This window comes from Streptomyces sp. HNM0645 (assembly GCF_030056615.1).
Classification (GTDB): Bacteria; Actinomycetota; Actinomycetes; order Streptomycetales; family Streptomycetaceae; genus Streptomyces; species Streptomyces marianii.
In genome coordinates this window covers 62,387-78,375 of record NZ_JASHLT010000044.1, presented here as the reverse complement: position 1 = coordinate 78,375, position 15,989 = coordinate 62,387, and the positions used below count along the sequence as shown (strand labels likewise).

12 protein-coding genes and 1 pseudogene are annotated in these 15,989 nt (G+C 71.6%); 4 read left to right on the top strand and 9 right to left on the bottom strand.

Annotated features, from left to right (window positions below; genetic code table 11):
- Window positions 1-139: 139 nt before the first annotated feature.
- Window positions 140-769 (top strand): hypothetical protein, encoded by a 630-nt coding sequence (locus QMZ92_RS26860; RefSeq protein WP_283300082.1) that lies wholly within the window; start codon window positions 140-142, stop codon window positions 767-769.
- A 300-nt stretch (window positions 770-1,069) separates the two neighbouring features.
- On the opposite strand, the gene QMZ92_RS26855 is transcribed toward QMZ92_RS26860, so the two are convergent.
- Together QMZ92_RS26855 and rnhB are read right to left on the bottom strand one after the other, a co-directional pair.
- Window positions 1,070-1,687, bottom strand: a complete 618-nt coding sequence (locus QMZ92_RS26855) for a hypothetical protein (protein WP_283300081.1) — start codon at window positions 1,685-1,687, stop codon at window positions 1,070-1,072.
- A 103-nt stretch (window positions 1,688-1,790) separates the two neighbouring features.
- Window positions 1,791-2,501 (bottom strand): ribonuclease HII, encoded by a 711-nt coding sequence (gene rnhB, locus QMZ92_RS26850; RefSeq protein ID WP_283300080.1) that lies wholly within the window; start codon window positions 2,499-2,501, stop codon window positions 1,791-1,793.
- A gap of 490 nt (window positions 2,502-2,991) precedes the next feature.
- On the opposite strand from rnhB, the pseudogene QMZ92_RS26845 reads away from it, so the two are divergent.
- A pseudogene (locus tag QMZ92_RS26845) lies at window positions 2,992-3,161 on the top strand (MFS transporter); the annotation flags it as partial.
- Between the two features lie 96 nt (window positions 3,162-3,257).
- On the opposite strand, the gene QMZ92_RS26840 reads toward QMZ92_RS26845, so the two are convergent.
- The 4 genes from QMZ92_RS26840 to QMZ92_RS26825 all read right to left on the bottom strand — a co-directional run bounded on the left by QMZ92_RS26840 (window position 3,258) and on the right by QMZ92_RS26825 (window position 7,927).
- Window positions 3,258-5,162, bottom strand: a complete 1,905-nt coding sequence (locus QMZ92_RS26840; RefSeq protein WP_502962148.1) for a DUF4153 domain-containing protein — start codon at window positions 5,160-5,162, stop codon at window positions 3,258-3,260.
- A gap of 396 nt (window positions 5,163-5,558) precedes the next feature.
- Entirely contained in the window at window positions 5,559-6,467 is a 909-nt protein-coding gene (locus tag QMZ92_RS26835) for an ADP-ribosylglycohydrolase family protein (protein WP_283300077.1), read from the bottom strand.
- A 12-nt stretch (window positions 6,468-6,479) separates the two neighbouring features.
- Window positions 6,480-7,139 (bottom strand): histidine phosphatase family protein, encoded by a 660-nt coding sequence (locus QMZ92_RS26830; protein WP_283300076.1) that lies wholly within the window; start codon window positions 7,137-7,139, stop codon window positions 6,480-6,482.
- A gap of 182 nt (window positions 7,140-7,321) precedes the next feature.
- Window positions 7,322-7,927, bottom strand: coding sequence for a YdbC family protein (locus QMZ92_RS26825; protein ID WP_283300075.1), 606 nt, complete (start codon window positions 7,925-7,927; stop codon window positions 7,322-7,324).
- A 216-nt stretch (window positions 7,928-8,143) separates the two neighbouring features.
- Here QMZ92_RS26825 and QMZ92_RS26820 point away from each other — a divergent pair, with 216 nt between their 5' ends.
- Window positions 8,144-8,671 carry a TerD family protein gene (locus QMZ92_RS26820; protein WP_283300074.1) on the top strand — a complete coding sequence of 176 codons (528 nt, stop codon included), beginning with the start codon at window positions 8,144-8,146 and terminating at the stop codon, window positions 8,669-8,671.
- Between the two features lie 244 nt (window positions 8,672-8,915).
- Here QMZ92_RS26820 and QMZ92_RS26815 read toward each other — a convergent pair whose 3' ends face one another.
- Both QMZ92_RS26815 and nrdR read right to left on the bottom strand, forming a co-directional pair.
- Entirely contained in the window at window positions 8,916-11,807 is a 2,892-nt protein-coding gene (locus QMZ92_RS26815; protein WP_283300073.1) for a vitamin B12-dependent ribonucleotide reductase, read from the bottom strand.
- Window positions 11,808-11,964: 157 nt separating this feature from the next.
- Window positions 11,965-12,477, bottom strand: coding sequence for a transcriptional regulator NrdR (gene nrdR / locus QMZ92_RS26810; protein WP_138052713.1), 513 nt, complete (start codon window positions 12,475-12,477; stop codon window positions 11,965-11,967).
- 519 nt (window positions 12,478-12,996) lie between these two features.
- On the opposite strand from nrdR, the gene lexA reads away from it, so the two are divergent.
- Window positions 12,997-13,791 carry a transcriptional repressor LexA gene (gene lexA / locus QMZ92_RS26805; protein WP_283300072.1) on the top strand — a complete coding sequence of 265 codons (795 nt, stop codon included), beginning with the start codon at window positions 12,997-12,999 and terminating at the stop codon, window positions 13,789-13,791.
- A gap of 159 nt (window positions 13,792-13,950) precedes the next feature.
- Here lexA and QMZ92_RS26800 read toward each other — a convergent pair whose 3' ends face one another.
- A complete protein-coding gene (locus QMZ92_RS26800; protein ID WP_283300071.1) occupies window positions 13,951-15,951 on the bottom strand; it encodes an ATP-dependent DNA helicase in 2,001 nt (666 codons plus the stop codon).
- Between the last annotated feature and the right edge of the window lie 38 nt (window positions 15,952-15,989).

Genomic DNA, 15,989 nt, shown 5'->3' with positions numbered 1-15,989 from the left:
GTTGCCGCCCGCCCCTGAGCCCGCAAGAATTGGAACCACCGCCCCCGCCCGGTCCGATCGCGGTCCACAAAGGGCTATGCCGCGGTGCGCCCTCACCCGACCCTGCCCGCATTGTGGGCGCGTATGCGAAGGGAGGACCGTGACCTTCGGATTCGCCTCGTCCGCAGCCACTGCGTTCGATGGATCGGCCGGCTCCGCCAGTCGCCTTGCCAGACTGCTGGAACCCGCGGAGTGGGCGGAAGCGGGGATACCTCTCCTGCGCAACCCACGCGAGATCGTGAGCGGCCTGCACGTCCGTCATGAGCCCACGCCGTCGACGGCCGTCGTCGCCGTGCTCGATCCCGAGGAACGGCTCATCGCCAGCGCCTCGTTCGCCCGGCGGGCCGCCCCGGCCGACGGCTGGGACTTCCGCAACGCGCTGCTGGCACAGCTGCGGCGGGTCATCCCGCACGACCTGCGCCGCCGTTCACCGGTCCGCACCGCCGTGCTGCTCTACTGCCGTGAGGGCGACGAGCGTTGGACGGAGGAGGACGGCGCCTGGATGTGGGGGCTGCGAGACGCCTGCACCTTGCACGGCCTGCGCTGCGGCGCCTACATCACACTGACGCGCGGCGGGTGGCAGGTGCTGGGCGAAGGACGCGGCGGCCGTCGGCCCAGCTCCGACTCGCGGTCGAACGGTTTCGCGGATCTGGTTCCGGGGACGGGGGGCGCACCCCTGCGTACGGCGAGCGGCGCCGCCGAGGCGCTGCGCCGTACGGCGGCCCGCTGACAGGCGCGAACAGCCTGCTTCCCGGCTCCGCGCCGGCGACCGGGCCTCGGACGGCGTTCCGGTGCACCGTCCCCGTTCGACGGCCACGACCCCGTACGCGCGACTCGGCGGCGTGCGGGGGCGCAACCCGCGGGCAGGGAAGCCGGCGCCCACCCGTCGGCGGTGCCGCGCAGGGAGCACAGCACGGCCGCACGGTACGCCCCGCACCGCGCAGGGCCGGACGACGGCACCGGGCGAGAGCGTCGCACCCGGACGGGCAGTGTGTCGCGCCCGGTCCGGATGTGCGCGCCGCCGTCCGGCTCAGACGCCCGCGCCGAGCGCCGCGTTGATCCGCTGCGGATCACCGCACACGATCAGCAGCGCACGCGCGCGCCCCATGGCGATGGGCAGCGTCCGCTCCGCGTCGTCGTCGTTGCCGCCGTTCACGGCGACGACGACCACGGGCCGGGACGAGGCACGGTCCACCGAGGCGGCGTCCGCGTAGAAGACGTCGTCGGCGGCGTCGTGCTGGGCCCAGTAGGCCGTCTCACCGAAGGACAGCTCATGGGCCGCCCAGGGGTGCTGCTCACCCGTGGTCAGCACGAGGATCTCGCCCGGGGCGCGCCCCGAGTCGAGGAGCAGGTCGACGGCCTCACCGGCGGCGTCGAGCGCGCCGTCGGCGGAGGCGGGGATGAGCTGGATCTGCGGCGCGGAACGATTCTCCTGCCGCGGCGACGCCGTGGCGGTGGAGCCGTGCGCGCGCTGCGCCGGCGGAGCGGGCCTGGCCGGACCGGGGCCGGGGCGCCCGGGACGGGGTGCGGCCGCGCCACGCGGACCGGGTACGGGACGAGGGGTCGGCGCGGTGCGGCCTGCGGCCGATGCAGCGCGGGGACCCTGGGCACTCTCGTGAATCTGAGGCTCCTCGGGGATGAGAGGCATGGGTGGATATCTATCAAACGCCGGTGCGACGAGCACCGGCGGGTGGCACATAAGTGCGACCGGTCGTGAGGCCGGTCGGCACAGTACTCCCGGTACGGCCGGTTCAGAAGTCGAAGCCGAGTTGGCCCCCGCTTTCCAGTGCGGCCGTCTCCACCGGGAGCCGGACCTTCCTCAGATGCCGCCAGCGCGGCATCGCGTCGAGGTAGGCCCAGGAAAGCCGGTGGAAGGGGGTGGGACCGAGCTCGTGCAGCGCCGCCTTGTGCACGGGCGACGGGTAGCCGGCGTTCTCTCCGAAGGCGTACGGCTCGAAGGCCGCCGCTTCCAGTCCGAGCTCGGCCATCAGCGCGTCCCGCCGCACCTTGGCGATCACCGAGGCGGCCGCCACGGCGATACAGGACTGATCGCCCTTGATGACCGTCCGGACCCGCCAGGGCGCGCCGAGGTAGTCGTGCTTGCCGTCCAGGATGACCGCGTCGGGCCGGACGGGAAGCCCGTCCAGAGCCCGCACGGCCGCCAGCCGCAGGGCCGCCGTCATTCCCAGGTCGTCGATCTCCTCCGGGGAGGCGTGCCCGAGCGCATGACAGGTGACCCATCTCTCCAGCTCCGCGGCCAGGACGGCGCGGCGCTTGGGAGTGATCAGCTTGGAGTCGGTCAGCCCCTCGGGGGGCCTGCGCAGACCCGTGACGGCCGCGCACACCGTGACAGGACCTGCCCACGCCCCTCGCCCGACCTCGTCGACACCAGCGATGATCTTGGCACCGGTGGTGGCGCGGAGTGAGCGCTCAACGGTGTGGGTGGGTGGTTCGTACGGCATGGCGCCAGACAGATTACGCCGCGCGGCGCTGCCGCGACACCCCGGCTCCCCTTCTCCCGGACGCGCCCGCCGTCCACCGCCGCGCCGGCGCAGCGGCGGCCTCGCGGCCCGATCGAGCATGCCGGCGATGCCACCGTCCCACCATTCGCTTCCGCACACTTTGGATCGGTGCGTCATCATCGCCGGAATCGCGCCGAAGACCATCTCGTCCATCGCGTCCGAACACACGTCATCCCGGGCCGCACCCCGCCGTGCACCTACCGGAGGAGATGCGTCGACGACTCGATGGCGCCGCTGACGATCAGCCCTTGGAAGCGCTCGACCGTCGACGTATCGCATTCGTGAAGGACCGCGCGCAGGCCGCATCCGGCCGCCGACTACGTCACCACCCGTGTGCGGCAGGCCAGTTGGCAGAGGTCCTCACGAACGCTTCCGTGATCCGGCGCGTCTCCCGGCGAACGGCAGCCCGGCCTCCGAGGCGTCGGCGACCGGGTGCCGGGCCGGCGGTGTCATCGGGCGGCGCCGGGTGTTCACGACCGGCCTCTGGTCGTCACGCTCGCCTCGCCTGCTGGGCGGACTCGCCCGGCGGCCCCGGCAGTTGCTCTCGGCGCGAGTGCTCCAGAGCGCCGGGGCGCGATCGCCTCGCCGACGTCGCTCGCGCCGACGGGGAGCGGACCGCACCTCGCGGCAAGGCGGATCGTGCGGGCGGACGGCGCACCGGGCAGCGCCAGGTACGCGCCCGGGCGGACGGCACCGTCAGTCCATGCCGGTACCGGGGTCGAAGTCGTCGAGGTCGGCGTCCTCCCCGTACCCGTCACGGGTGTACTCGTCCCCGCCCCCTCCGTACCGCCCGTACTCCGGGCAGGACGAACCGCCCGCCGATGCCGGCCGCTTCTCCAGGATCTCCCTCGCCCGGGCCTGCCCCCAGCTCGTGTCGTACCAGGACTGCTCCGACTCCCGCAGGGCGCTTTCGATGTCCTTCAGCGCGCAGGAGCGCACCGGCTCGGGAAGCGCGTCGAGAGCGGGGACGGCGTCCGCCGAAAGATCGCGCAGGTACCGGACGTCGATCTTCCCCGTGCTCTCGAAGCGCTGGACGTTGCGCTCGGCGACCAGCGCGTCGGGCGAGCCGAGGCCGAAGGCCAGGACCGCGGCGGCGGCACTGCCCGCGACGGCGCGCGGCAGCCAGCGGCTCCCGAGGAGCCCCGCGGCGATGATCAGCACCAGTACGAGTCCCAGCCACAGCTCCATCGCGGCGACCGAGATCCGCAGCCGCGTCAGCCCGTACGCGTCGACGTAGAGGTCCATCCTGCGCAACGCCGAGGCCACCACCACCAGGGTGAGCACGCACAGCGTGCCGAGCACCGCGCGGACGAGGGCGCTGTCGCGGGCCTCTCCGCGCGGCGCCCAGCGCAGCGCCAGCCCGATGACGACGAGGGTGAGCAGAGTGGCCCACAGCAGCTGCCAGAAACCCTGCCGCGCGTACTCGGCGTAGGTGAGTCCCGTCTCGCGGAGCACCTTGTCGTACCCGCCGAAGAGGACGGCCAGCTGGACGGCGATGAAGGCCGCGAAGAGCAGGTCCAGGACGATCAGGGGAAGAGCCCACTCGAACCTGCCCCTCGCTCTGCCCTGTCGCAGGGTGAGGCGGTCCCAGCGCAGCGGCGCCGCTGCGGTGTGCGCCGCCGCGAGTGCCCCGGCCAGTCCGACGAGGAACAGCAGGAAGCGCCAGGGGGCATGGACACCCGAGACGTCCGGTGTCAGCTGGCCGAGCAGATCGGCGAACGCCGCGTCGGCGCCCGCGAACAGCGCGCCGAACACGAGGAGCAGCAAGACGGCCACCGCGCTCGCGCGCAGCACGGGACCCCAGCGGCCCCTCGAACCGGCCGCACGTTCGCGGAGTCCGCGCCACCCCCACACCGGACCGGTCACCAGCGAGTCCAGCACGCCGACCGGGCCGAGGACGACGCCCGGCCAGGTGCGGCCCCCGTGAAGGGCGAGCGAGCCGACGGCCATCGCCGAGACCACGGCCAGGAACGTCGGCCAGCCCGCGTCGCGCAGGGCCGGGACGAGCAGCAGCGCGAGGCCGCCGACCGCCCAGACGGCCGTCCAGGGGCGCAGCCGTCGGCCCGCGGCTCGGGCGGCGAAGTACGCGGCGAGCGTGGCCGGCGCCGCGACGATCAGCAGGTTCACCCCGAGCCCGTCACCGAGCAGCAATGCGCTGAGCAGTGCGGTGGCGAGGGCACACCAGAGCGTCGCCACACGAGCGGGCTCGCGCCGGGCGGGGCGGATGGAGGCGAGCCGGGGCTCGGGCCGTTCGACCGGTGGACGCCAGGGCTGTCCGTGCTGCGTGTGCGCCTGGGCGCGGCCGGGGCCGGCCGACGGACCGTGGCCCTGTGCGGCCCCGGGCATGCCCGGTGGCCCGGGGGCCCCGGAGCCCGGAGCACCGCCGACGGCATCGCGGGGCGCGGAACCGAGCGGACCTCCCTCCGCCGGCGCACCGCCGGTCGCGGGCCCGGCTGTCTCCGCGGGCCCGCCCGACTCCGGTGACCGTCCCGACTCGGGTGGCCTTCCCCCGTCTCCACGAGGCCGGGCGTCACCGGTCTCGTGCGTGGTCCGCTCGCGACCGCCGTCCCGATGCCGCTCCCGCTTCCCTGCCGGCGTCAGGGCCGTGACCGGATCCGCGGGATCCGCAGGCGGCCCGGAGCCGTCGCGGGGATCGTCGTCCCGCTCCGGGACCCGGTCCTGGACGAACGATTCTTCCCCGGATCCGGCTCGCTCCTCCGACCCGGGCCCGGTGTCCGGGGTTTGCGGTGTGGACGGTACGTCTGGCACGGGACCCCCTCCCGACCGGGCACCGCGGGTGGGGCAGCCAGTGCCGTCCCGCCGTCCCGCCGTCCCGGCGTCTCATCGGCGCACGCCCGTCATGATCAACGCTGCGGCGTGGCCGACACGTTAGCCCCGGACACCGGGGGACGCCCCGTCGCGGCCGGGTTGTGGCAGGACCGTGACAGAGCGGCGGGACGGCCGGGAGCAAGGCCCCCACCCGGGAGCCTCCGCCGGTCAGGCAACCTGGGCGGGCAGCCAGTCCGGCAGGGCCTCGGTCTGCGCCAGCCAGGCCGCGGGCGGAGCCCCGGCCCCGGCCGCCGCGACCACTCCCCCCGCGATGGCGCAGGTCGTGTCGACGTCGCCGCCGACCTGAGCAGTGGTCCAGAAGGTCTTCTCGAAGTCCCCGAGCGCCCGTGCCGCGGACCAGAGCGCGAACGGAACGGTGTCGTGCGCGCTCGTGCGCCGTCCCCGGCCGAGCACCGCCGCGACCGTGCCGGCATCGCCGTAGTCGAGCATGTCGCGCGCGCGCCGGAGCCCCTGCCCCACCGCGCTGCGCGGCACGAGCGCGATCACGCCGTCGAGCAGGTCGGCGGGCGGCGGAGGCCCGCCCGGGGCGGCCGCGAGCGCCGCCGCCGCCGCGACCGCCATGCTGCCGACGACGGCCTCGCGGTGCTGGTGCGTCGTGTACGCGGAGATCTCCGCCTGATGGGTGGCCTGCTCGGGGTCGTCGGCGTACCAGGCGCCGAGCGGGGCGATACGCATCGCCGCGCCGTTGCCCCACGAGCCCTGGCCGTTGAAGAGCTGCGAGGCCAGCTCGCGCCAGTCGCCGCCCTCGCGGATCAGCCGCAGCATCCGGTTCACGGCGGGCCCGTAACCCCGGTCGAAGTCGTGGTGGTCGGCGAAGGACCGCGCGAGGGCGTCCTGGTCGATCCGGCTGTGGGCGGCCAGCACGGCCACCACCGAGCAGGCCATCTCGGTGTCGTCGGTCCACTGCCAGGGTCCCGACGGCAGCGCGCGCCGTTTCAGCAGCGGATAGTTGGAGGGTACGAAGAACTGGGAGCCCAGGGCGTCTCCCACGGACAGCCCGCGCAGGCTGGCCAGGGCGCGGTCGAGGCGCCGGTCGAGAGAGGAGTCAGCGGTCATCGCACCGCCACTCTAACCGGTGATCCCGTACCACTCGGGAGTGCACCAGCGCTCGAAGGGCCTGTCCAGCGTGTACCGGCCGTCCTCGCCGAGCAGCAGCACCCGCGTCTCTCCGTTGTCGGGATTCGACAGCGACTCGAATTCGGGCACCGTCCAGTGGAACCAGCGCATGCAGAAGAGGCGCATGGTCAGTCCGTGGGTGACGAGCAGGACGTTGGGCGGGTGCTCGGGCGATTCGAAGCTCCGGTAGAGGCTCTCCAGGAACGCCCCCACCCTGTCGTACACATCGGCTCCCGACTCGCCCTGCGGAAAGCGGTAGAAGAAGTGGCCGTAGGCATCGCGGTAGGCCTTCTGCAACCGCACGGCGTCCCTCTCCTGCCAGTTCCCCCAGTCCTGCTCGCGCAGCCGCGGCTCCTCCCTGACCCGGACGAGCCGGGGGTCGAGCCGGAGCGCGTGGAGGGTCTGGTGGGTACGTCGATAAGGCGACACATAGACACTGACGCGCTCATGGCCGAACAGCCCGCGCAGCCGGTTGCCGGTCTCCTCGGCCTGGTGCCACCCCCGGTCGGTGAGGCTCAGCGCATGATCGGGTTTGCGCTCGTAGACCGAGTCGTCGGCGTTGCCCTCCGACTCGCCGTGCCGGACGAGGACGATGCGCCGTGGTCGTGCCATAGGACAAACCCTAGATCGGAGCGGCCCCGCACGCGGAGCCCGACCGCACGGCTGCGGCGTGTCCTCACATGACGCGCACACATCCACGGGGCCGGGCCGGTCCGGGGCGGGCAACGGTCTTCCGCTCCGTCCGCGGTGGCGGCGTCCGCCGGCGGTTCGTCCGTCCCCGCCCGCTCGGGCGGTCACACGGTCCAGGACGACTGAAGCTCCACGACGTCGCCGGACAGCGCCGCGATGTCCGCCTCCGTCTGCGCTCTCAGGGAGAGCCGTTCCACCCGCTCCACCCGGTACTTGCCGTGCTCGGCGGCCGACTGCCACATGGACAGCACCAGAAACTCGTTCCCCGGAGCCTCGCCGAAGAGCCCCCGCACCATTCCCGGGGACCCCGCCATCGCAGGGTTCCACACCTTCTCCTGCATCAGGGAGAAGTGCTCGACCCGGTGCTCGTGCACCTTGCAGTGCGCCACGCGCACCACGTCGGCATCCGTGAAGCGCGGCTCGAATCCGGTCTTCACGTCGAAGCGGTGGTCGAAGAGCTTCGCCCGGGGGTTCCTGTACGTGCCCGACTGGGCGGACGCGAGGCGGTCGTGCGACCGCGCCATGAAGGAGTCGTAGAACGCGCGGGACTCCCAGAACGCGAACACGTGCGCGACATCCGGCCGCCCTCTGCTCCAGCCGCCACCCTGCCCCCGGAAGCCCGGCTCCCCCAGCAGCCCCGCCCATTTCCGCTGCCCGCGTTCGAACCCCCGACGGTCCACGACAGTGCAGCGAATCCACTTGACCAGCACCGCGCCATCGTACGGCCAGAGGACGTGGCCTTGGTCACTCTCCCGGGTGAAGGTACGCCTCCGGTCAACGGCCCGACCGGTTCGAGCCGCCCCTCCCGGGCGGCCACGGACGTCACCGATCACATGACACGATGACAACTCGCACGTGACGCTCGGAGTTGACGGCCGGACCACGGTCCTGGCGGGCCTCCGCCGTCCGAGAGGAAGGGAATTCGGGTGAGCAGTCTCAGCAAAGGGCTCCGGAAGGTCCAGGTGACGCTCAAGTGGGACCCCAGCCCCATCGGAGCGGCCGCCCACGACCTGGACATCGTCGCCGCCACCTACAGGGCGGACGCCCCGCACGGCGCGCCCGCCTATCTCGTGCACTTCGACAGCCGGTCGCCCGACGGCACCATCACCCTGGACCGGGACAGCCGTACCGGTCAGGGCTTCGGCGCGGACGAGGTGATGACCCTCGAACTCGAACGGCTGGCGGCTGCCTACGCGAGGGTCGTTGTCGGCGTCGTCATCCAGCAGCGGAACGCGGAGAAGTCCTTCGCCGACGTCCCCAACACCGGAGTCCGGATACTCGACGGTCCGGTGGAGCTGGCGAGCCACGACCTGTCGGGCGTCCCGGACGCCTCGGCCGCCACGATCGCGGAGTTCACCCGGGACGACGCGGGAGCGTGGCAACTGCGTCCGGTCCTGCGCGGTTTCAGCGCCGACCCGGCCGAGTTCGCCGAGCTGATGGGCACGCCGACCTGAGGGGAGCCTCCGCGGCGGGCCCGGCCACGGCCGCGGCACCCGCCCCGGGCGACCGCTGCTACCCGTCCCTCGTCGCCCACCGCCGGCCGGAGGGGCGGACCGGGCCGGCCCGGTCCGCCCGTGCGACGGCGAGGGGCGGGGACCGGGGGAGGGACACCGGCTCGTCGCCGGTGTCCCTCCCCCGGATCCCACGCCTCGGGTTCGGCCGGCGCCGGGCGTCACACCCGGCGCCGGCCGCCCGGTGTCAACTGCAGCCGCTCGTCGAACCGCAGCCCTCGCAGATGTAGCAGGAACCCGCACGCTGCATCTTCGTGCCGCAGGAGAAGCACAGCGGCGCGTCGGCGCTGATGCCGAGCTGCATCTCCACCAGTTCGGCGGAGGTGTGGGCCTGTTGCGGGGCCGGAGTCCCGGCCTTCGGGTCGGAGACCGGCTTCAGGCTCTCCTGCTGGCGCGGGGCGGACTGGGCCAGGCCCTCGACGTCCACCTCGTCCTCGGCGGGCTCGTACGAACCCGTCTCCAGGTGCCGCTGGCGCTCCTCGGCCGAGTGGATGCCGAGCGCCGAGCGGGTCTCGAAGGGCAGGAAGTCGAGCGCCAGGCGGCGGAAGATGTAGTCGACGATCGACTGCGCCATCCGCACGTCCGGGTCGTCCGTCATGCCGGCCGGCTCGAAGCGCATGTTCGTGAACTTCGAGACGTAGGTCTCCAGCGGCACGCCGTACTGCAGGCCGACCGAGACGGCGATGGAGAAGGCGTCCATCATGCCCGCGAGGGTGGAGCCCTGCTTCGACATCTTCAGGAAGACCTCGCCGAGACCGTCGTCCGGGTAGGAGTTGGCGGTCATGTAGCCCTCGGCGCCGCCGACCGTGAAGGAGGTCGTGATGCCGGGACGGCCCTTGGGCAGGCGCTTGCGGACCGGGCGGTACTCGACGACCTTCTCGACCGCGGTACGGATGGCCTCCTCGGCCTTCTCGGCGATCTCCTGCTTCTCCTCCTTCTTCTTGGCGGAGAGCGGCTGGCCGACCTTGCAGTTGTCCCGGTAGATCGCGAGGGCCTTGACGCCCATCTTCCAGGCCTCGAAGTAGATCTCCTCGACCTCCTCGACGGTCGCCGTCTCCGGCATGTTGACCGTCTTGGACAGGGCGCCGGAGATCCACGGCTGGATCGCGGCCATCATCCGGACGTGGCCCATCGGGGAGATGGCGCGCTCGCCCATCGCGCAGTCGAAGACCTCGTAGTGCCCGGGCTTCAGACCCGGAGCGTCGATCACGTTGCCGTGCTCGGAGATGTGGGCGACGATCGCCTCGATCTGCTCTTCCTGGTAGCCGAGACGGCGCAGCGCCTGCGGCACGGTGCCATTGACGATCTGCATCGAGCCGCCGCCGACGAGCTTCTTGAACTTGACCAGTGCGAGGTCCGGCTCCAGACCGGTGGTGTCGCAGGACATCGCGAGACCGATCGTGCCGGTCGGGGCGATGACGGACGCCTGCGCGTTGCGGAAACCGTTCTTCCCGCCGAGGCGCACCACGTCCTGCCAGGCCTCGGTGGCCGCGGCCCAGATCGGGGTGTCCAGGTCGTCCACGCGGACGGCCGTGCCGTTGGCGTCGGCGTGCTGCTTCATCACCCGCTGGTGCGGTTCGGCATTTCGGGCGTAGCCGTCGTACGGGCCGACGACCGCGGCGAGCTCGGCGGAGCGCCGGTAGGAGGTGCCCGTCATCAGCGAGGTGACGGCACCGGCCAGGGACCGGCCGCCGTCGGAGTCGTACGCGTGGCCGGTCGCCATCAGCAGGGCGCCCAGGTTGGCGTAGCCGATGCCGAGCTGACGGAAGGCGCGGGTGTTCTCGCCGATCTTCTGGGTCGGGAAGTCCGCGAAGCAGATGGAGATGTCCATCGCCGTGATGACGAGCTCCACGACCTTCTGGAAGCGCTCGACGTCGAAGGACTGGTTGCCCCTGCCGTCGTCCTTCAGGAACTTCATCAGGTTCAGCGAGGCCAGGTTGCAGGACGTGTTGTCCAGGTGCATGTACTCGCTGCACGGGTTCGAGCCGTTGATCCGGCCCGACTCGGGGCAGGTGTGCCAGTGGTTGATGGTGTCGTCGTACTGGATGCCCGGGTCGGCACAGGCCCACGCCGCCTCGGCCATCTTGCGGAAGAGCGACTTCGCGTCGACCTCCTCGATGACCTCGCCGGTCATCCGGGCACGCAGGCCGAACTTCCCGCCGGCCTCGACGGCCTTCATGAACTCGTCGTTCACGCGGACGGAGTTGTTGGCGTTCTGGTACTGGACGGACGTGATGTCGTCACCGCCCAGGTCCATGTCGAAGCCCGCGTCGCGCAGCGCGCGGATCTTCTCCTCCTCCTTGACCTTGGTCTCGATGAAGTCCTCGATGTCGGGGTGGTCGACGTCGAGGATGACCATCTTGGCGGCCCGCCGCGTCGCACCACCGGACTTGATCGTTCCGGCGGAGGCGTCGGCCCCGCGCATGAAGGAGACCGGTCCGGAGGCGTTCCCGCCGGAGGAGAGCAGTTCCTTGGAGGAGCGGATCCGGGAGAGGTTCAGACCGGCTCCGGAGCCGCCCTTGAAGATCATGCCCTCTTCCTTGTACCAGTCGAGGATCGACTCCATGGAGTCGTCGACGGACAGGATGAAACAGGCGGAGACCTGCTGCGGCTGGGGCGTGCCGACGTTGAACCACACCGGCGAGTTGAAGCTGAAGATCTGGTGCAGAAGGGCGTACGCCAGCTCGTGCTCGAAGATCTCCGCGTCGGCGGGCGAGGCGAAGTACTTGTAGTCCTCACCGGCCTTGCGGTACGTCTTCACGATGCGGTCGATGAGCTGCTTCAGGCTCACCTCGCGCTGCGGGGTGCCGACCGCCCCGCGGAAGTACTTGCTGGTGACGATGTTGACCGCGTTCACCGACCAGAAGTCGGGGAACTCGACGCCACGCTGCTCGAAGTTGACCGAGCCGTCGCGCCAGTTGGTCATGACGACGTCACGGCGCTCCCAGACCACCTCGTCGTACGGGTGCACGCCGGGTGTGGTGTGGACGCGCTCGACACGCAGGCCCTGCCGGGCCGCGGCAGCCTTGGATCCCTTGGCTCGGGACCCTCGTGCCGGGCCGCTCGTCGTCTCTGTCATGCCGCCTCCCATACGGGCGAAAACGCCCTGAAGTGCCCAGTTCTTCCCGTGGCACGGTCTTCTGTCTGTCATCACGGACACAGCGCCGCGCGCAGCACCCGTGACAGGTCTCCTCAGCCGCTCTGCGACCGACCCCCGCCCCCGCGGGGCCGTTGGATCAGTCGGCGGCTCTGGCGGGCTCGGGGACCTCGTGGGTCGCACCGGGCCCGCTCTCCTCTGCTGGTTGCCGCTGCTCGCGCAGCTCCGCGATGGCGGCCTCGAAGTCTTCGAGCGAGTCGAACGCTCGGTACACGGACGCGAAGCGCAGGTACGCGACGAGGTCGAGCTCCTGCAGGGGGCCGAGTATGGCCAGACCCACGTCGTGGGTGGTCAGCTCGGCACTGCCGGTGGCGCGCACCGCCTCCTCGACCCGCTGGCCGAGCTGGGCGAGGGCGTCCTCGGTGACGGGCCGCCCCTGGCACGCCTTGCGCACGCCGGAGATAACCTTGTTGCGGCTGAAGGGCTCGGTCACCCCGCTGCGCTTGATCACCATCAGGGACGCCGTCTCGACCGTCGTGAATCGACGGGAGCAGTCGGGGCACTGGCGGCGGCGCCGGATCGACGTGCCGTCGTCGGTGGTCCGGCTGTCGACGACACGACTGTCAGGGTGCCTGCAGAAGGGGCAGTGCATGGTTCCCAACCCTCCTCGACAGCACGACTGAACAGCCCCGCAGGGGCGCGTCGGCCCCCTCGAAGCAGCCACAAGCATAGGCGATCGCCGCGACCTTGATGGACCCGGGACCACAACTTCTAGGCGGCTGGGACAATCCAACCACTAGATCTGGGGTTCGGCCGCCAATCCCGCACCGACGCGTGTCGCGCTTCGGGAGCGTGCGCCCCGTAATCTCGTGGCCGCCCCGGCGGGGCGGCCACGAGATTACGGGAGGGGCCCGGCGCATCCGATTCCGGGGGCCGCGGTCACCGCTTTCCGGCGCCCCGGATGACAGACTGGCGATGGACGGCCCCGCGGCTCACGCCCGGCCGCGAGGGCGGCCGCGGCGACCCGGACCACCGGCGCGACCGCCTATACACCCAGCCACATGCGAGCGTAAGGTGATCTGCGGTTTTTCACTCGAACGTGTGTTTGGCGCAACCTTTCGAAAGCAATTACCGTTGTCCAGCTAGGGAGACCATCTCGAGAGGGGCCGACGTGACCACCACCGCTGACAGTGCCACCATCACCACCCAGGACCGCTCCCAGAACCGATTCGAGCCGATGCATGCCATGAATGACGCAGCCACGCCCCCGGAGGGCGCAGAGCCCGGGCGCCCCGCTCGTTCGCTGCCCGGTCGACCTCCAGGGATCCGCGCGGACAGCTCCGGCCTCACGGACCGCCAGCGCCGGGTCATCGAGGTCATCCGTGACTCGGTGCAGCGCCGCGGATACCCGCCGTCGATGCGTGAGATCGGCCAGGCGGTTGGCCTCTCCAGCACGTCGTCCGTGGCCCATCAGCTCATGGCTCTGGAGCGGAAGGGCTTCCTCCGGCGCGACCCCCACCGGCCGCGGGCCTACGAGGTGCGCGGCTCGGACCAGCCGGCCACGCAGCCCACGGACACCACGGGCAAGCCCGCCGCCTCGTACGTACCCCTGATCGGCCGTATCGCCGCCGGTGGCCCCATCCTCGCCGAGGAGTCGGTCGAGGACGTCTTCCCACTCCCCCGGCAGCTGGTCGGCGACGGCGAGCTGTTCGTCCTGAAGGTCGTCGGTGACTCGATGATCGAGGCCGCGATCTGCGACGGCGACTGGGTCACGGTCCGCCGTCAGCCGGTCGCCGAGAACGGCGACATCGTGGCAGCCATGCTGGACGGCGAAGCCACGGTCAAGCGCTTCAAGCGCGAGGACGGCCACGTATGGCTGCTCCCCCACAACGCGGCGTACCAGCCGATCCCCGGGGACGAGGCGACGATCCTCGGCAAGGTGGTGGCGGTACTCCGGCGGGTGTGAGCACACTCCGTCGGCTCTGGCCGGGCCCCGGGACCCACTGCGCCGGTTCCGGGGCCCTGTTGTGTCCACGGGAGCCGGACCGTCTGACGTCCCCGTCGCAAGGGACCGCCCGCGCCGCCTCGCGAAGCGACCCGGCGCCTGTCCGCCGCTCCTCCTGTCCTACTTCCCGTCCGCCCTCGCCGTCGCGTCGATGGCCGCAAGGGAGCGGCGCACCTGATTACGGTCCGTCGTGTACCAGAAATCGGGGAGCGACGCCTTCAGATAGCTCCCGTACCGCGCCGTGGCCAGCCGCTGGTCGAGCACGGCGACCACACCGCGGTCTCCCGTGGCCCGTACGAGCCGGCCGGCGCCCTGGGCCATCAGCAGCGCGGCATGGGTTGCCGCCACGGCCATGAAGCCGTTCCCGCCCGCGTCCTCCACAGCCTTCTGGCGGGCGCTCATCAGGGGGTCGTCCGGGCGCGGGAACGGGATCTTGTCCATCACCACCAGCTGGCAGCTCGGACCGGGGACGTCGACTCCCTGCCAGAGGGAGAGCGTGCCGAACAGACAGGTCTTCGGATCGGCCGCGAAGTTCTTGATCAGCTCCCCGAGCGTCTCCTCTCCCTGGAGCAGGATCGGGAACTCGGGGATGCGGGAACGCAGCTCCTCGGCCGCGAGCTGGGCCGCCCGCATGGAGGAGAACAGGCCGAGCGTGCGGCCTCCGGCGGCCTGGATCAGCTCGGTGAGCTCGTCGAGCATGTCGTCCCGTCCGCCGTCCCGCACCGGACGGGACAGATGCTTCGCGACGTAGAGGATTCCCTGCTTCGGGTAGTCGAACGGCGAGCCGACGTCGACGCCCTTCCAGACGGGAAGCTCCTCGCCCTCGGCGCCCTCGGGGGCCAGCCCGAGCGACGCGCCCACACCGTTGAAATCGCCGCCCAGTTTCAGCGTCGCCGAGGTGAGCACCACCGAGCGGTCGGCGAAGAGCTTCTCCCGCAGCAGACCCGATACCGAGAGCGGGGCGACGCGCAGGGACGCTCCGAAGCGGTCGTGGCGCTCGTACCAGACCACGTCGTACTCGGAGCCGTGGCTGATCCGCTCGGCGACTTCGTGGACGGACTCGATCGAGGCAAGCGCCTGCTTGCGGACGACGTCCTCGTCCTGGACGGACTTGTCGCGGGTGGCGCCCAGCGCCGAGATCACCGTGCGGGCGGCGTCGCGCAGCGCCAGCAGTGCGTACCCCAGGTCCTCCGGGATCTCCTCGAGGCGGCCGGGCAACGCCAGCTCCATCAGCCTCTCGAAGCCCTCGGCGGCCGTCTGCAGCTGATCGGCCGCCTTCTCGTTGACCAGTCTGGCGGCGCGTCGCACCGCACGATTGACCTGACCGGGAGTGAGTTCGCCCGTGGCGACGCCGGTGACGCGCGAGACCAGCTCATGCGCCTCGTCCACGATCAGCACCTCGTGCTGCGGAAGCACCGGGGCGCCCTCGATCGCGTCGATGGCGAGCAGGGCGTGGTTCGTCACGACGACCTCGGCGAGCTTGGCACGCTCCCGCGCCATCTCCGCGAAGCACTCCGCCCCGTAGGCGCACTTGCTCGCGCCGAGGCACTCCCGGGAGGACACGGAGACCTGGGACCACGCCCGGTCGGACACGCCGGGGGTGAGGTCGTCCCGGTCGCCGGTCTCGGTCTCGTCGGACCAGTCGCGCAGGCGCATCAGGTCCTGGCCCAGCTTGCTGGTGGGGGCGGCCGCCGAGGTGGGGTCCCCCATGCCGAAGGCCAGGGGATGGTCGAAGAGCCCGTCCTCCTCTTCCTGGGGCACACCCTCGTGGAGGCGGTGCAGACACAGATAGTTCGACCGGCCCTTGAGCATGGCGAACTCCGGCCTGCGGCGGAGTAGCGGATGCAGGGCGTCCACCGTCCGCGGAAGGTCCCGCTCCACAAGCTGGCGCTGCAGCGCGAGCGTCGCCGTGGCGACCACCACGCGGTCCCCGTGGGCCAGGGCGGGCACGAGATACCCGAGGGACTTGCCCGTGCCGGTGCCGGCCTGGATGAGCAGATGGGACCCGTCGTCGATGGCCTGGGAGACGGACTCGGCCATGGTGACCTGGCCAGGCCTTTCGACGCCGCCGACGGCGGCGACCGCGGCGTGGAGGAGCTCGGGGAGGGATGGCTTCGTCATAGAGCGCCCACCCTACGGGGCGCCGCTGACAGTGCGGT